Here is a 16,186-nt window from a genome sequence, read left to right as displayed (position 1 = left end):
CCTTCCCCTCCCTCCGACAGCCCTTCCCTGCCCTCCGCCGGGCCGTCCCCTACGGAACGCCCGGCAGCTCCTCCTGGTTGACCACCCCGAACGGGATGTGGACGCTCGGGGTGGTCCGGGAGGTGCCCTCCAGGTGGCTCACCTGGTCGTCGAAGAAGATGTGCGGGCGCAGCACGTCCATGACCGAGCTCTTGTCGACGCCGCCGAGGAAGAAGGCGTCGTTGACGGTCACCCCCCAGTTGTTCAGGCTCAGGACGGCGCGTTCGTGCGCGGGGGCGTTGCGGGCGGTGACGATGGAGACGTGCACGCGGATCGCGTAGTCCGGGTCCTCCCGGCGCCGTTCCTCCTCCCGGCGCTGGAGTGTGTTGATCTCGCGCAGGAAGTCCCGTAGGGGGCCCGCGTCGTGCGGGGTGGCGACGTTCAGGGACTCGTGGGCGCGGAAGCCCTCCAGGCCGTCCTGCTGGAAGACGCGCTCCGACTCGTCGCTCGCGAGGACGCCGTCGAAGTCGAACGCGATCCGCAGGTCCTTGTCCTCGGGGTCGTCGGCCACGGCGGAGCCGAGGACCCGGCCCGCCGGCAGCCCCGACGCCACGGCCTCCCGGACGTCGTTCTCGTCCGCCGACAGGAACAGGGACATGTGCAGCGCCCGCATGAACCGGTGCGGCGCCCGTCCCTGCATGAAGACGGCCCGGCTGATGGGCAGTTCGTGCGCCTTGATGGACCGCATGACCCGCAGGCCCGTGTCGGGGTCGTTGCGGGAGAGGATGATCACCTCGACCAGCGGGTCGCCCTCGGGGGCCAGGTCGTTCAGGGACAGGATGCGGCGGATGAAGGGAAACGCGACGCCGGGACGCAGGGTGTTGTCCACGTTGTCGCGCTGGTAGGTGCGGTAACTCTCCTCGCCCTCCCGCCGGAACACGGCGTCGGACTCCGCCAGGTCGAACAGCGCGCTGGAGGCGATCCCGATGACCAGGCGGTTCTCGAGGCTGTACGGCGGCATGGTGGCTCCCCTCGTGCGGCGCCGCGGGTCGGCGGCGTGTGCGGCGGCGCCGACTGTAGTCCGCGGCCGACGGCCCCGCCCGCCCCGCCCCGCCCGCGGCCGGCCTGCCGGCGGCGCTGACCGGCCGGCGGCCATGAGGCCGGATCTCGCCCCGTAGCTGCGGAAGGCCCGTTGCTCCTACTCTGGAAGCCGCCGTCGGGGGAGGGTGGACGTGAGCCGCACCGCACCGCAACAGCCGTCCGGGCGCCGCCTGGAGCAATCGATCGCCTGGGCGGTCAGAAACGCCGACGGCGTGGTGGCCATCGGGGTCGCCCTGGTCGTCGGTCTGATGGACATCCTGGACAAGGACTTCGAGAACAACATCGTCACCGGCTCCATCCTGCTGGTCCTCGCGGCGCTCGTGTACGGCTCGCTGGCGGAGCGACGGCGGCGGCTGGCCGACATCAGGGACGCGACAGCGGGCACGAGCCGGGCGATCGAGGACCTCTCCATGGTGCGCACCCTGGCCGGTCCCGAGGTGGCGCTCGCGCACGAGCAGGCCCGGCGCTCCACCGCCCGCTGGGTGTTCAAGGGCGGCACGGGCACCTATCTGCGCGCCGTCACCCTGCCGGAGTGCGTGCTGGAGGCGCGGCGGCAGCGGCGCTCCCTCAGCGTGAAGATCGACATCGTGAACCCGGCCGACGACCGGGTCTGCGCGGCCTACGCCCGCTTCCGGCGCACCTTCGGCCACCGGCAGGAGGGCGGCGCGTACACGGCGTGGACCCCCGAGCGCACCCGGAAGGAGTCCTACGCCACCGTGGTCGCCGCCGCCTGGCACCGGCAGCGGCTGGACACGCTGGAGATCGACGTCCACCTGTCGTCGGTGGCGCCGACCCTGCGCTTCGACCTGTCCGACACCTGCCTGATCATCACCCAGGACGACCCGCGCCGCGTCAGCCTCTGCGTGGAGCGGGGACGGCCGCTGTACGACTACTACGTCACCGAGCTGCACCAGAGCCGGGAACAGGCGGTCAAGCTGGATCTGCGGGAGGCCACCGCGCTGAGCGACGAGCCGACCGTCGACGAGGTCAGACGCCTGCTCGACCGGCTCGGACTGCCGCTGCCGGCGAGTCTCACCGACCGTGACGTCGGCGACATCATCGACAAGGCGCTGCGGGCGGAGGACCCGTACCGACGGTAGCGCCGCTGTTGTGGGCGAGGGGGGAACGATGGACTACCCGGCCCTGGAACGGGCCGCCCGGCGGGGCGCCGCAGGCGAGGTGATGCGGCAGGCCGCGGCGGAGCTGGAAGAGGTCGTCACCGGCCGGCGGGCGCTGCGCGCGGTGTGCCATCCGCTGGGCTTCGTCTGCCTGCCCGTCCTGCGGGACGGCGCGGACGGGGTGTGCGTGCACGTCTTCGGCCCGGCCGACCCGGGCCCGACGGACCATCAGGTGCATTCGCACAGCTGGAACCTGACGAGCACCGTGCTGTACGGGCGGCTGGGCAACCGGCGGATACGCGTCCACGACGAGACCGCGCACCCCACCCACCGGGTGTTCGAGGTGCGCAGCGACCCCTCGGGCGTGGACGAACTGCGGCCCACCGACCGGCTGGTGCGCTGTCTGCCGGGCGTCGAGCAGACCAGCGCGCGCGGCCAGACGTACGACCTTCCGGCGGGCGAGTTCCACACCACCGTGGTGCCGGACGGACGTCCGGCCGCCACCCTGGTGCTGGGGCGGACACTGCCCGGCCGGGCGGACCTCTCCCTGGGCCCGCTGCGGGCCCAGGGCCGCCGTATGGTCCGCAGGACCTGCGACGCGGCCCAGACCGCCCGGATCGCCCGGGCCGCCCTCAGGAGGATCCATGAGCCGGAACCCGACCCGCCCGACTGACCCCGCGGCCGCCTACGCCCGCGAGTGCCGTACGGCGGTGGCGGCCGCGGAGGAGGCCGGGACGCTGTTGCGGTCCCGCTTCCCGGACGGTTTCGCCGCCCGTCCCAAGGGCGCACTCGGCGACGTCGTCACCGACCTGGACCTGCTGGCCGAGCGGATCGTGGTGGGCCGCATCCGGGAGCGGTTCCCGCACGACCGGATCCTCGCCGAGGAGTCGGGGGAGGCCGCCGCCGGGGAGCCGGGCGGCGACGGCGGCGGCCGCACCTGGCTGGTGGACCCGCTCGACGGCAGCAACAACGTGGTGATCGGGCTGCCCGTCTACGTGGTCGGCGTCGCCCTGTGCGTCGACGGGGCGCCGGTGGTGGGGGTGGTGCACGAACCGGTGAGCGGGCGGACCTGGTCGGCGCGGCTGGGGTGCGGCGCGTACGGGCCGCGCGGACGGCTCGCGCCGGACGGGCGCGGCCGGCCGCCGTCCGCCGCCGGGCCGGTACTGGCCTGGACCCAGGGACACGCGGTCCGCCGCGACGACCGCGCCGCCCGCACCCTGCGGCACACCCTGGAACTCGGCTCCCGGCGGCTGCTCCAGCTCTGGGCGCCGCTGCTGGCCTGGACCCTGCTGGCCCGCGGGGACATCGACGGCTTCGTCGGCTACCGCGCCGAGGCGATCGACCTGCCGGCGGGGGCGCTCCTGGCCCGCGAGGCCGGGGTCGCCGTACGGCACCTCGACGGGCGCGAGTTCGGCGGGGACTTCCGGACCCCGGACACGGAGCGCTCCTTCGTCGCGGGACGGCCGGAGACCCTGCCGTACCTGCTGGAGCTGGCGGCGGGCGCGGGCGCAGGGGAGGGCCGGGCGGTGACCGCGACCGGCCTCAGCCCGTCACCGCCAGCGCCGCCACCGACGCCGTGACCGCCGTCACCGCGAGGACGGCGCCCGTCCCCATCAGCCGGGCCACCGGCACCCGTACCCCGTACGCGTGGCACCGCTCGTACCACAGCAGCGTGGCCAGCGAGGCCCACGGGGTGACCACCGGGCCGACGTTGGTGCCCACGAGGAGCGCGAGCAGCTGGTCGTGGTGGCCGAGCGGGACGGCGGACTCGCCGGCCAGGTAGACGGGGAGGTTGTTCAGGACGTTCGACAGGCCGGCGCCCACCCCCGCCGCGCGGAGCATGCCCACGAGGCCGTCGTCGTCGCCGACCGCGGCGGCCAGCAGGTCGTGCAGGCCGTTGGCGTTGACCGTCTCGACCACCAGGAACATGCCGGGGACCATGACCAGCAGCCGCCACGGCACGAGCGAGAGCCGCAGCGCGGAGCGGTCGCGGACCGCGAACGCGGCGACCACCACCGCCGTGGCCGTCGCGGACGCGATCCACAGCTCGACGTCCGCGACCAGGATCGCCAGCAGGAACCCGCCGCAGGCCAGGGCGCAGGCCCGGAACAGCACCGGGTCGGCGGGCCGGTGCGGACCGGGCGGCACGTAGCGGTCGGCGTCCACCGCCCGGACGTCCTTCCCCGCCGGGCCGCCCTCCGGCCCCCTCACGGCATCCCCTGACAGGCCGCCCGCCGGTGCCCCCGCGGTGCTCCCCGCCGGGGCGCTCTCCGGCCCCCGCACGTCCGCGCGTTCCCGTACGGCGTCCCGTTCCCGTACGTCCGCCGGCCCCCGCAGGTCCCCCTCGCGCGCCGCCCCCGGGCCGCCGCCCACGCCGTGCGGGCCCACCGGGGCGGACCGGCCGGCGCCCCGCCGTCCCCGGCGCCAGTAGAAGACCCACAGACAGGCCATGGTCACCGCGATCGCCGCCAGCTGCGGCGCCCACATGCGGCCCGCCAGGCCCAGCGGGGACAGCGCCACCCGGTCGGCGGCGAGCAGGTTCGTCAGGTTGGAGACCGGCAGCAGCAGGCTCGCCGTGTTGGCCAGCCAGACCGTCGTCATCGCCAGGGGGACGGCCGCGATGCCGACGCGGGAGGCGAGGGCCAGCATCACCGGGGTCAGCAGGACCGCCGTGGTGTCCAGGTTCAGGGCGATCGTGGTGAGCGAGGCGAAGGCCACGCAGAGGAGGAAGAGCAGCGGGTAGCTGCCCCGGCCGGCGCGCGCGACACGGGCCGCCACCACGTCGAACACCTCGGCCCTGCTGGTCAGTTCGGCCAGCACGATCACCGTGCCGAGGAACGCCAGCAGCGGGGCGACACGGGCCGTCGCGTCGGCCGCCGAAGCGGTGGGCAGCAGCCCTGTGGCCAGGCACACCAGTCCGGTCGCGAGCAGGCCGATCGCCAGCCGGTCCAGCACATGCAGACGTCGAAGACCACGCACGGGGGACAGGTTCGCACACTCGTGCCCCCCTGTGACCGGGGCCCCCTTCCCGGCGTTTTCGCCACCGGAGCCCCCCGGCCGGGAACCCGACCGGTGTTCCGACCGGGAAACCGGTGCATATCGACGCTCACTCACTGCACTATGAATACATGGGGGAGCGTCAGAGCACCGCACAGACCGCGCCGTTGGACTTCTTCGTCAGCTATTCACCCGCCGACGAACGATGGGCGTCCTGGATCGCCTGGACCCTGGAGGAGGCCGGCTACCGCACGGTCCTCCAGGCGTGGGACTTCGTCCCCGGCACCAACTTCGTGGACTTCATGGACCGGGGCGTGAGCGAGTCGGCCGCCGTCATCGCCGTCCTCTCGCGCAACTACGAGCGGTCCCGCTACGGCCGGATGGAGTGGCAGGCGGCCCTGCGCGCCGACCCCGACGTCCCCGAGCGCCGGCTGCTCACCGTACGGGTCGAGGACATCCCGGTGGAGGGCCTGCTCGCCACCATCACCTACGTCGACCTGGTGCCCGTCACCGATCCGGCGGCCGCCCGCGAGCTGCTCCTCACCCGGGTCCGCCAGGCCCTCGACGGCCGCGCCCGGCCCAGCCTGCGGCCGGACTACCCGGGCGGGAACGGTCCGTCGTCCCCGGCCGCCCCAACCCCGCCCGCCCCGCCGCCGGGCCGGCCCCTCGGGCGGCCCGGCTGGGCCGGCCGGCGCAGACCGGCGGCGCCACCGGCGTACCCGCCGGCGGCCGAGGGCGCCCGGGGGCGCGAGGCGGTCACCGTGCTCCACCTGGCCGGCCCCGCCTTCGGACGCGGCCAGGACCCGGCCGAACTCCAGGCGGCGATCTGGGGCGACCTCGTCGAACTGACCGACGCCGGCGCCCCCGCCCCCGACCTGCTGGTGGTGACCGGCGACCTGACCGCCTCCGGCAGCCCCCGCGAGGTCGACCAGGCGCTCGCCTTCCTCACCGGACTGCGCGCGCTCCTCGGCCTCGAACCGCACCGGGTCGCCGTCGTCCCCGGCGGCCGGGACGTCAACCAGGCCGCCTGCCAGGCCTACTTCAGCACCTGCGAGGCCGACGAGATGCCGCCCCGGCCGCCGTACTGGCCCAAGTGGCGGCACTTCGCCCGGCTCTTCCAGGAGCTGTACCAGGGCCTCGACACCGTCTTCGACAGCGACCAGCCCTGGACCCTGTTCCCCGTGCCCGAACTGCGCACCGTCGTCGCCGGGCTCAACTCCTCCATGGCCCACAGCCACCGCCTCGACGACCGGTACGGCCTGGTCGGACCCGAGCAGGCCGCCTGGTTCGCCCAGGCGCTGCGCCCGTACGAGGAGGAGGGGTGGCTGCGCATCGGGGCGCTGCGGCACCCGCCCGGAACGGCGCGGGGCGGCGCCGCCGACGGGGACGGGCCGCTGCGCGACACCGACGTCCTCGCCCGGCTCACCGCGCCCCGGCTGCACCTGCTCCTGCACGGCCCGGCGGACCCCGGCACCCGCCCCGGCCTCACCACCTCCTCCGGCGAACCGCCGCTCCTCGGCGCCGCCGGACCCGGCCGGCACCGGCTGCTGCACATCGGCGGCGACGCGCTGGTGCTCTGGGACGGGCCCCGCGAGCCGGAACGGCGCGAGACGCAGTGGCGGCGGGCCCACGGCGTGTTCGGCGCCGTACCGGACCGGCCGAGCCCCGACGGCCAGGTACCGGGACCGGACCTCCCGGCGGACCCGGACCTCCCCACGGACCCCGAGCCGCGCGCCCTCCAGTCCCCGGCCGAACTGCTGCTCGACCGCGTCGCCGAGGTCTGCCGCACCCGGCACGAGGGCGCCCAGATCCGCCCGGTGGCCGGAGCCGTGCCACAACTCCTCGTCACCTGGGAGCAGTCGGGCTTCGTCCGCCAGCAGCGGGTCGCCGTGCACACCGGCACCCCGACCGCCGAGGACGTCGACCGGGTCGTCGCCCTGGTCCACGCGGCGGACTCCGAGACCGAGGCCGAACTCGTCCACGACGGCCCGCCGCCCGCCCGCGAACTGCGCGACCAGGCCCGCCGCAGAGGCGTCCGGGTCCGCAGCTTCACCGAGTTCCAGGGCCTGCTCGACCTGCGCGGCTACGTCGCCGCCCAGAGCGAGCGGCTGCGCACCGACCCCCGCTACCCCCCGGGCATGTACCTGCCGCAGCGGTACCGGGAGGTGGAGCGCCTCGGCTCGGAGGAGCACGACGGCCTGGTCGACGCCATGCTCCGCCTCCTCGACTCCGACCAGGGCCGCTTCCTGCTGCTCCTCGGCGACTTCGGACACGGCAAGACCTTCGCGCTGCGCGAGCTGGCCCGCCGCGTCCCGGCCGAACTGCCGCACCTGGTCCCGCTGCTGGTGGAGCTGAACGCGCTGGACCGGGCCTACTCCTTCGAGGGCCTGGTCGCCGCGCACCTCGCCGCCCACGGCGTCGACACCATCGACCTGCGCGCCTTCCGCTACATGCTCCAGCAGGGCCGGATCGTGCTGCTCTTCGACGGCTTCGACGAACTCGTCACCCAGGTCACCTACGACCGCGCCGCCGAACGGCTCCAGGTCCTGCTGGACTCCGCCGTCGACAGCGCGAAGATCGTCGTCAGCAGCCGCACCCAGCACTTCCGCTCCCAGGGCCAGGTGCTGACCGCCCTCGGCGAACGCGTCGGCCTCCTCCCGCACCGCAGGGTGCTGGCCGTCCAGGAGTTCACCCCGCGCCAGATCCACGCCTACCTGGTCAACCGCTACGACGGCGACGAACGCGCCGCCGACCGCCGGGTGCGGCTCCTCGACGCCATACCCGACCTGCTCGCCCTGTGCCGCAACCCCCGGCTGCTCGGCTTCGTCGCCGACCTCGACGACGACCAGCTGCGCGCGGTCGCCGGAGCCGGCCGGGCGCTCAGCCCCGCCGGCCTGTACGAGGAGGTCCTCACCGCCTGGCTCGGCTTCGAGGCCCAGCGCGCCGGCGGCCCCGGCCGGGCCCCCGGACTCGGCCTGGACCAGCTGTGGAGCGCGGTCACCGCGCTCGCCCTGCGGCTGTGGGAGAGCGGCCAGGACTCACTGCGCCTGGACGAGCTCACCGATGTCGCCGAGACTCTCGGCGGGCTCACCGACAGCCGGCTGTCCGTGCCGCAGGCCGCCCACGCGGTCGGCTCCGGCAGCCTGCTGGTGCGCAGCGACGACGGGGTGTTCCGGTTCATCCACGGCTCGGTGACGGAGTGGCTCGTCGCCCGCGCCTGCGCGCTGCGGCTGGCCGCCGGGGACCCCGCGCTGCTGGCGAGGCGGCCGCTGAGCCGGCTGGCCGTGGAGTTCCTGTGCGACCTCGCCGACCACCGCGCCTGCCAGGAGTGGGCCGAACAGGCCCTGGGCGGCGACGAGGGCGAGGAGACCGCCCGCGCCAACGCGGTGAAGATCCTCGCCCGGCTGCGCGTCCCCGCCCACACCGACCTGCGCGGCGCCGCCCTCGCCGGCGAGGACCTGTCGTACCGCGACTTCTCCGGCGTCGACCTCACCCGCGCCGACCTCACCGACGCCCGCCTGGTCGGCGCCAACCTCTCCGGCGCCGTGCTGCGCGACGCCCGGCTGACCGGCGCCCGCCTCGACGGCGCCGACCTCACCGGCGCCGACCTGCGCGGCGCCGACCTGCGGCGGGCCCGGCTGATCCGCACCGACCTGACCGGTGCCCGGGTCGAGGGCGGCCGGTGGCGGCGGGCGGCGCTCGTCGCGGCGACCTGCGGTCCCGACCTGCCCGGCACCCCCGAACTGGCGGTCGCCGCCCTCGCCCCCGGCATGGCCGTCGACTCCGGCTTCCGGCCCTCCGCGGTCGGCGTGCCGTACGGCTTCGACATGCGCACCAGCCGGCTGCCGGAACCCATCTCCTACAGCCCCGACGGCGAACTCCTCGCCGTCGGCAGCGAGGACGGCGGAGTGCTGGTCTGCGACGCCGTCACCGGCACCGCCCTGCGCACCCTGAAGGGCCACACCGACCGCGTCTACGCCGTCAAGTTCCGCGAGCGGGTGCTGGCCACCGGCAGCGCCGACGGCACCGTACGGCTCTGGGACCCGGTGTCCGGCGTGTGCCGGCACCGGCTGGAGATCCACCCGGCGGGCGTCTGGCCGGTCGTCCTCGACGCCGAGGGGGCGCTGCTGGCGACCGGCGACGCCGACGGCGTGGTCACCCTGTGGGACACGGCCACGGGCGAACCGCTGCACCGGCTCCCCGGGCACGCCGCGCCCGTCTACACGGTCGCCTTCGGGCCGGACGGCGCCACCCTGGTCACCGGCGACGCCTCCGCCACCGTACGGCTGTGGAACCTCGCCGACGGGCGGCCGGCCGGGGAACTGCCCGGCCACCGGGGCGCGGTGTTCCGGGCCCGGTTCAGCCCGGACGGCACCCTCCTCGCCACCGGCGACATGGGCACCGGGCGGGCCGGCACGGTGCGGGTGTGGGACGTGGCCGGGCGGCGGGTGCTGCACACGTTCACCGGGCACGCGGGGCGCGTCTACACGCTGGACTTCCATCCCGGCGGCCGGTTCCTGGTGAGCGGCGACACCGAGGGCGAGGTGCGGCTGTGGGACCTGGCCGCCGGGGCCGGCGCGGGGCTGCTCGGCGGCTGCCGGGGCGCGGTGTACCAGGTGCTGTTCGACCCCGAGGGGACGCTGCTCGCCGCCGGGGACAGCCAGGGCGTCGTCCGGCTGTGGCGCGTCGCGCCGGACGCCGACCAGGTCGCCGTGCCCCTCGCCCGGCAGCCCGCGGAGCACCGGGGCTCGGTCTGGGTGTGCAAGTTCCGCCCGCACGGCGACGCGCCCGCCCCGGAGGCCGCCTCCCTGCTGGTGACCGGCGCCAACGACGGCGTCGTACGCCTGTGGGACCCGGCCACCGGCCAGGGCCGGCGCATCCTGCGCGGCCACGGGCGGCGGATCGGCAGCCTGTCCTTCAACGCCGACGGCTCCCTGCTGGCGGCCGGCGGGAACGACGGCCACGTCCGGATCTGGGACGCCGGCACCGGGCGGCGGCTGCGGGAACTGACCGGGCACAGCGACCGCCTGGTCTCCGCCGCGTTCAGCCCGGCCGATCCCGCCCTGCTGGCCACCGCGAGCAGCGACGGCGACCTGTACCTGTGGAACGCCGGGACCGGCGAGTACCAGCGCGAGATGGACGTCGAGACGGACCACGTGTGGGCCGAGGCGTTCAGCGCGGACGGCAGGCTGGTGGCCACCGCCAACGACGACGACACCGTACGGCTCTGGTACCGGGCCACCGGCGCCCACGTCGTCACCGTCACCGAGCACTACGGCCGGGTCCGCTCCATCGCCTTCCGCCCCGACGGGGCGGTCCTCGCCACCGGCTGCGACGACCGCAAGGTGCGGATCTGGGACCTGGCCGCCCGCCGCGTCACCGCCGTCCTCGACGGGCACGCCGACCGGGTGTACGCGGTCGCGTTCGCGCCCGACGGCTCCTGGCTGGCCAGCGCCTCCTGGGACGGGCAGGCGGTGATCTGGCGGGACGGGACGGTCGCCCACCGGCTGACCGGGCACACCGGCAAGGTGTGGACGGCCGCCGCGCATCCGCTGCGCCCCCTGCTGGCCACCGCCGGCGACGACCGGACGGTCCGCCTGTGGGACCCGCGCACCGGACGCGCCACCGCCGTCCTGACCGGCCACACCGGCCGCGTGCTGGCGGTCGCGTTCAGCCCCGACGGCTCCCTGCTCGCCAGCGCCGGCGAGGACGGCACGGTACGGCTGTGGAACGTCCCCGGCGGCGCCCCGGCCTCCCTGCGCGCCACCCTCGTCGGACTGCCGGGCGGCTGGGCGGCGCTGTCGCCGTCCGGCGGCTACAAGTTCGAGGGCGACGTCACGGGCGAGTTCTGGCACGCGGTGGGCATGTGCCGGTTCGAGCCCGGGGAACTGGACGGGCACCTGCCCGGGGTGCGGCACGTGCCGCTGGAGGAGCCCCTGGGCTGAGGGGCGGGCTCCGTCCGCCCCGTCCGCCCCATCTCCCCGGCGGCCGCCCGCGCCGGAGCCGGAAACATGTTTTGAACATGTTCAAATGCAGGCGTACGCTGCCGCCATGAGCGACAGAGCCGCCCTTCTGAGGGGTATCCGCGCCTGGCTGGTCTTCTTCGTCGTGTGCCTGGTGCTCAGCGGCGCCACGGCCTTCCCCCTGGTACACGAACTGCGCTGGACCGAGGACGCGTTGCGTGTCCTGTCCGTCCCCGACCACCTGCCCGCCCTCATGGACTGGATCGAGCGCGTACGGCGGGGACTCGACACCGTCGACGCCGAGTACCCCTTCGTCCTCTACGGCACCGACTGGCTGGCCTTCGCCCACCTCGTCATCGCCGTCGCGTTCTACGGCCCGTACCGCGACCCGGTCCGCAACGTCTGGGTCGTCGAGTTCGGCATGATCGCCTGCGCCGGTGTCGTCCCGCTCGCCCTGATCTGCGGACCGGTCCGGGGCATCCCCTTCTGGTGGACCGTCATCGACCTGTCGTTCGGGGTGATCCCGCTGTACGCCGTCCGCCGCCGGATCAAGCGGCTGGAGGCGCTGGAGACGCTCGCCGCCCCCGACACTCCTGCCGTGGCGGCTACTTGAGGGCGGCCATCGCGATCCGCTGGACCACCGGATTCATGCCCTCGCCCTTCGCGTCCGTCGAGTTGACGGACTGCACGAGGGTGCGGCTCAGATCGCGGGTGCCGGCGATCACCGTGCTGTAGCCGTACCGGGCGCCCGTCTTGAGCCAGTACACCGTGCCTTCGTACTCGTAGCGCTGGAGGCCCGCGGTGTAGGTCGCCCCGGCGATCCCCGCCGGCACGGTGAACATCTCCTCCAGCTGCGGGGCGGGCACCAGGTCCCCGCGGAACAGCCGTGTCAGCAGCCGCTCCAGGTCGGCCGTCGTCGAGATCATGCCGCCCGCCGCCTCGTCCGCCGGCACCCAGTCGGTGACGTCGACCAGTCCGGTCGTCCCGTCCGCCTTCTCCACCGCCTGGTAGCCGTGGTTGTGCGGGCCGAGGATGCGCGGGTCGGCGCCGGGAAAGTACGTGTCCCGCATGCCGGCGGGCGCCAGGACCAGCTCGCCGGCCGCCGTGGCGTACGGCCGCCCGGTCACCTTCTCGATCAGCAGGCCGAGGATCGTGTAGTTGATGTTCAGGTAGTGCTGCGCGCTGCCGGGACGGAACTCCGGCCCCTTCGCCGCCGCCGACGCCACCACCTCCCGCGGGGAGAGCGTCTCGTAGCGGTGCGCGTACAGCTCCTCGAACGTGGACCCGAGGCCGTCGCCCGCCGGGATGCCGCTGGTGTGGTTCAGCAACTGCCGTACGGTGACCGGCCGGAAGTCCTCGCCGAGGAGGCCGGGCAGATACCGCTGGACCGGCCGGTCCAGGTCGATCTCGCCCCGCGCCGCCAGTCTCAGGACCGCCGCCGCCGTGACCACCTTCGTCGTCGAACCGGCCCGGAACCGGGCGTCCGGGTCCGCCGGCCGGCCGCTCGCCAGGTCGTGCACGCCCGCGCTGCCCCGCCAGCGGCCGTCGGTCCCGCCCACCCGCACCAGGGCGGCCGTCGCGTCCTGGTCGGGAAGGCCGTCGAGCGCGGCACGCAGGGCCGTCCCGTCCGGGCCGTGCGCCTCGGACGGTACGGCGGCGGGCGCGGACGAGGCGGGCGCGGCGAACGCGGGGGCGGCGAACGCGGGGGCGGCGAGCGGGCCCGCGCCGAGGGCGAGGACGAGGGCGGCCGCCAGGGCCATGGTGCGGACGGTGGTGCGGACGGTGATGCGGCGACGAGCACGCATACGGGGGCTCCCGAGGGATGCGGAGGACGCGGACGTGATCATCCTCGGGCGGTCGCCGTCCGGCCGGATCGTCACCGAGAAGGGCGCCCGACCCTGGAGGAACCCTGGGTCGACCGCCCCTGCCGGTGGGGGAGTTGTCAGGGGCGGACCCTGACTCTCCGGTGCCGTGCCGTGCCGTGCAGTGCCGTGCCGTGCCGTGCGGGATCCGGTGCCGGTGCCGGTGCCGGTGCCGGTGCCTGTGCCGGATGCCGTGCTGATGCCGTGTCCGCCGGGGCCGGTGTCCGCCGGTCAGGTCCCGCGCAGTCCGCAGAGCAGGTCGACCCGGTTCGTCGTGATGGAGTCGACGCCCAGGTCCAGCAGGCGCCGCAGGGAACGGCGGGTGTCGGGGGTCCAGACCGACAGCAGGTAGCCGTCGTCGTGCACCCGGGCGACCAGGTCGCGGCCGACCAGGGAGAAGCGGTAGTTGAGCCAGCGCGGCCGCACCGCCTCCAGCAGCGCCGGGCGTGCGGGCGCCAGGGTCGTGCGGGTCAGGGCGATCTCGGCCGCCGGGTCGGCGGCGCGCACGGCCAGCATCGCGGCGGCGTCCGCGCAGTAGTACACGCGGTCCGCCGCCCCCGCCTCCCGCACGACGTCCACGACCCGGCGCGCCGTCCGCACGTCCCGCGTGCCCGGCAGATCGAGCATCACCCTGCGGTCCCCGGTCGCGGCCAGCGCCTCCACCAGGGTCGGCACCCCGCCCCCCGTCAGCTCGCGCACCTCCGCCGCCGTCAGCGACAGCAGCGGCCGCTCCCGCTCCCACAACCGCTTCAGCGTCTCGTCGTGCAGCAGCACGGGCACGCCGTCCCGGGTGAGGCGTACGTCTGTCTCGACCGCGTCCGCGCCCAGCGAGAGGGCGGAACGCAGCGAGTCGAGGGTGTTCTCGCGGAAGCGGTAGGGGGCGCCGCGGTGAGCCACGGCCGTCACGGAATCGGAGCGCATGGGAGCCATTGTCGTCAGCGGGCGAGCCACCCGGTGGTGTAGGTGTCGATCTCCGCCCTGAGCCGCGCCTTGCCCGGCTCGTCCAGGAACGACGCCTCCACCGCGTTCTTCGCCAGCTCGGCCAGACCCCGCTCGTCCAGGTCGAGCAGGCCGGCCGCGACCGCGTACTCGTTGTTGAGGTCCGTGCCGAACATGGGCGGGTCGTCGGAGTTGATGGTGACCAGGACGCCCGCCTTGACGAACTCCCTGACGGGGTGCTCGTCCAGGGTGCGGACCGCGCGCGTGGCGATGTTGGAGGTCGGGCACACCTCCAGCGCGATGCGGTGCTCGGCGAGGTGGGCGAGGAGCGTGTCGTCCTGGGCGGAGCTGGTGCCGTGCCCGATGCGTTCGGCGCGCAGGTGGGTGAGGGCGTCCCAGACGGTCTGCGGGCCGGTCGTCTCCCCGGCGTGCGGCACCGAGTGCAGGCCCGCGGCGATCGCCCGGTCGAAGTACGGCTTGAACTGGGGGCGCGCCACGCCGATCTCCGGCCCGCCGAGGCCGAAGGAGACCAGCCCCTCGGGGCGGACGCGGTCGTCGGTGGCGAGGCGGGTGGTCTCCTCGGCGGCCTGGCCGCCGGCCTCGCCGGGGATGTCGAAGCACCAGCGCAGGACGGTGCCGAACTCGGCCTCCGCCGCCTTGCGGGCGTCCTCGATCGCGTCCATGAAGGCGCGTTCGTCGATGCCCCGCCGGGTGGAGGAGAAGGGGGTGATCGTGAGCTCGGCGTACCGGACCTGCTGGCGGGCCAGGTCGCGGGCCACCTCGTAGGTGAGGAGCCGGACGTCCTCCGGGGTGCGGACGAGGTCCACCACGGACAGGTACACCTCGATGAAGTGCGCGAAGTCCGTGAAGGTGAAGTAGTCGACCAGGGCCTCGGGGTCGGTGGGGACCTTGGAGTCCGGGTGCCTGGCGGCCAGTTCGGAGACGATCCGCGGGGACGCGGAGCCGACGTGGTGGACGTGCAGTTCGGCCTTGGGCAGACCGGCGATGAAGGAGTGCAGGTGGGTGGTCAACGGGGCCTTCCCGTGATCGGCTGATCGGTGGGTCGGGGCCATCGTAGGCGGACTCGGCTCGGGCGGACGGGACGCGGGAGCGCGGGGCGCGGGCGGACCGGCCGCCCGGACCGGCCGCCCGGACCGCCCCGGCCCCCCGCTCCGGGGCCTTAGCATGGCGGCACGTACGACAGAGGGGGCCGCGCCATGTCCGACGACGCGTCGAGGCCGCACGTGCCGGAGGGTACGCGCGGATGGGGTACGGACGGAGAGGGTACGGACGGAGGGGGTCCGGACGGAGACGGTACGGACCGGGACGCGGGACGGGATCCGTGGGCCGCGCCCGGGTCCGTCCCCGAAGGGGTGGAGGGACCGCAGTACGCGGGCCCCGTGGACGCCGCTCCGCAGGACGCGCGGACCGAGCTGTCGCAGGACACGCGGACCGAGGTGCTCCAGGACGCGCTGGCCGAGGTGCCGCCGGACGCGCGGACCGACGTGCCCCAGGACGCACGGACCGAGCTGTCGCTGGGCAAGGGCGACGACCGGACGCCGCCCCCGTCGGTGCACGACCAGCTCACGGTCACCTCGCTGCCCGCGGAACCCCAGCCCTCCGCCCCGCCGCCGAACCCCTTCGCCGCTCCCCAGGACGCGGCCGCCGTGCCTCCGCCGCCGAACCCCTTCGCCGTCCCCCAGGACGGGGCCGTGCCCCCGCCGCCGATCGCGCCGGACGGCCCGGGACAGGTCCCGTACGGCTATCCCGGTCACCTCGGCCACCCCGGCCACCCCGGCCCCGCCGCGTACGGCGGCGCACCGGGCGGCTACGGCGGCTCCCCGGGTGGTTACGCCGGTTCCCCGGCCGGTTACGGCGGCGGGCCGGCCGCGGGGTACGGCGGTGCACCGGCCGGGTACGGCGTGCCGGGCGGTCACGGCGGTGTGCCGGGCTACTACGGCTGGTCCGCGATGCGCCCGATGGAGAACGGGATGGGCGTCGCCGCCATGGTGCTGGGCATCGTGGCGGCCGGCGGCTTCTGCATGTGGCCGGCCGCGATCGTGATGGGGATCCTCGCGGTCGTCTTCGGTGCGATCGGGCGCGGCAAGGCGAACCGCGGCCAGGCCTCGAACGGCGGTCAGGCCCTGGCCGGCATCATCTGCGGCGCGGCCGGAGTCGTCCTCGGGATCGGGATGCTGGTCCTGCTGTTCGTGGCCCCCTGAGGCGG

General features: G+C 75.1%; 11 protein-coding genes. 6 read left to right on the top strand and 5 right to left on the bottom strand.

Features of this window, described 5'->3' with window-relative positions; all coding sequences use genetic code 11:
• Positions 1-49 precede the first annotated feature (49 nt).
• Positions 50-1,000 carry a 5'-nucleotidase gene (locus ACFYWQ_RS28630; protein WP_389520212.1) on the bottom strand — a complete coding sequence of 317 codons (951 nt, stop codon included), beginning with the start codon at positions 998-1,000 and terminating at the stop codon, positions 50-52.
• 211 nt (positions 1,001-1,211) lie between these two features.
• Between ACFYWQ_RS28630 and ACFYWQ_RS28625 the strand changes: the two genes are divergently transcribed.
• From ACFYWQ_RS28625 to ACFYWQ_RS28615, 3 genes are read left to right on the top strand one after another with little or no spacing between them, the layout of a single operon-like run.
• The gene (locus tag ACFYWQ_RS28625; protein WP_389520210.1) at positions 1,212-2,180 is read left to right on the top strand and encodes a hypothetical protein; all 969 of its coding nucleotides are present in this window, start codon (positions 1,212-1,214) and stop codon (positions 2,178-2,180) included.
• Between the two features lie 28 nt (positions 2,181-2,208).
• A complete protein-coding gene (locus ACFYWQ_RS28620) occupies positions 2,209-2,871 on the top strand; it encodes a hypothetical protein (protein ID WP_389520208.1) in 663 nt (220 codons plus the stop codon).
• Positions 2,843-3,778, top strand: a complete 936-nt coding sequence (locus tag ACFYWQ_RS28615; RefSeq protein ID WP_389520207.1) for an inositol monophosphatase family protein — start codon at positions 2,843-2,845, stop codon at positions 3,776-3,778. The genes ACFYWQ_RS28620 and ACFYWQ_RS28615 overlap by 29 nt, the downstream gene beginning before the upstream one ends.
• Here the strand turns inward: ACFYWQ_RS28615 and ACFYWQ_RS28610 are convergent.
• Positions 3,741-5,177, bottom strand: a complete 1,437-nt coding sequence (locus ACFYWQ_RS28610) for an SLC13 family permease (protein WP_389520205.1) — start codon at positions 5,175-5,177, stop codon at positions 3,741-3,743. The genes ACFYWQ_RS28615 and ACFYWQ_RS28610 overlap by 38 nt on opposite strands.
• A 149-nt stretch (positions 5,178-5,326) precedes the next feature.
• On the opposite strand from ACFYWQ_RS28610, the gene ACFYWQ_RS28605 reads away from it, so the two are divergent.
• Together ACFYWQ_RS28605 and ACFYWQ_RS28600 are read left to right on the top strand one after the other, a co-directional pair.
• A complete protein-coding gene (locus ACFYWQ_RS28605; protein WP_389520203.1) occupies positions 5,327-11,140 on the top strand; it encodes a TIR domain-containing protein in 5,814 nt (1,937 codons plus the stop codon).
• A 106-nt stretch (positions 11,141-11,246) separates the two neighbouring features.
• Positions 11,247-11,771, top strand: a complete 525-nt coding sequence (locus ACFYWQ_RS28600) for a hypothetical protein (protein WP_389520201.1) — start codon at positions 11,247-11,249, stop codon at positions 11,769-11,771.
• Here ACFYWQ_RS28600 and ACFYWQ_RS28595 read toward each other — a convergent pair.
• From ACFYWQ_RS28595 to ACFYWQ_RS28585, 3 genes are all read right to left on the bottom strand, one after another.
• Entirely contained in the window at positions 11,764-12,963 is a 1,200-nt protein-coding gene (locus tag ACFYWQ_RS28595; RefSeq protein WP_389520200.1) for a serine hydrolase domain-containing protein, read from the bottom strand. The genes ACFYWQ_RS28600 and ACFYWQ_RS28595 overlap by 8 nt on opposite strands.
• A 288-nt stretch (positions 12,964-13,251) precedes the next feature.
• Complete coding sequence (locus ACFYWQ_RS28590) at positions 13,252-13,941, bottom strand: glycerophosphodiester phosphodiesterase (RefSeq protein ID WP_389520198.1); 690 nt, start codon at positions 13,939-13,941, stop codon at positions 13,252-13,254.
• Positions 13,942-13,955: 14 nt separating this feature from the next.
• On the bottom strand, positions 13,956-15,032 hold the full coding sequence (locus ACFYWQ_RS28585) for an adenosine deaminase (RefSeq protein WP_389520196.1): 1,077 nt from the start codon (positions 15,030-15,032) through the stop codon (positions 13,956-13,958).
• Between the two features lie 327 nt (positions 15,033-15,359).
• Between ACFYWQ_RS28585 and ACFYWQ_RS28580 the strand changes: the two genes are divergently transcribed.
• Positions 15,360-16,181 carry a DUF4190 domain-containing protein gene (locus ACFYWQ_RS28580; protein WP_389520195.1) on the top strand — a complete coding sequence of 274 codons (822 nt, stop codon included), beginning with the start codon at positions 15,360-15,362 and terminating at the stop codon, positions 16,179-16,181.
• Positions 16,182-16,186 lie beyond the last annotated feature (5 nt).

It is taken from the genome of Streptomyces sp. NPDC003247 (assembly GCF_042888135.1).
Classification (GTDB): Bacteria; Actinomycetota; Actinomycetes; order Streptomycetales; family Streptomycetaceae; genus Streptomyces.
This window is presented reverse-complemented; position numbering and strand designations above follow the sequence as displayed.

What these genes read in the sequence shown, in the direction of transcription:
- ACFYWQ_RS28630 (WP_389520212.1), bottom strand. Translation starts at nt 1,000, where the DNA reads ATGCCGCCGTACAGCCTCGAGAACCGCCTGGTCATCGGGATCGCCTCC.
- ACFYWQ_RS28620 (WP_389520208.1), top strand. Translation starts at nt 2,209, where the DNA reads ATGGACTACCCGGCCCTGGAACGGGCCGCCCGGCGGGGCGCCGCAGGC.
- ACFYWQ_RS28615 (WP_389520207.1), top strand. Translation starts at nt 2,843, where the DNA reads ATGAGCCGGAACCCGACCCGCCCGACTGACCCCGCGGCCGCCTACGCC.
- ACFYWQ_RS28605 (WP_389520203.1), top strand. Translation starts at nt 5,327, where the DNA reads ATGGGGGAGCGTCAGAGCACCGCACAGACCGCGCCGTTGGACTTCTTC.
- ACFYWQ_RS28600 (WP_389520201.1), top strand. Translation starts at nt 11,247, where the DNA reads ATGAGCGACAGAGCCGCCCTTCTGAGGGGTATCCGCGCCTGGCTGGTC.
- ACFYWQ_RS28595 (WP_389520200.1), bottom strand. Translation starts at nt 12,963, where the DNA reads ATGCGTGCTCGTCGCCGCATCACCGTCCGCACCACCGTCCGCACCATG.
- ACFYWQ_RS28590 (WP_389520198.1), bottom strand. Translation starts at nt 13,941, where the DNA reads ATGCGCTCCGATTCCGTGACGGCCGTGGCTCACCGCGGCGCCCCCTAC.
- ACFYWQ_RS28585 (WP_389520196.1), bottom strand. Translation starts at nt 15,032, where the DNA reads ATGGCCCCGACCCACCGATCAGCCGATCACGGGAAGGCCCCGTTGACC.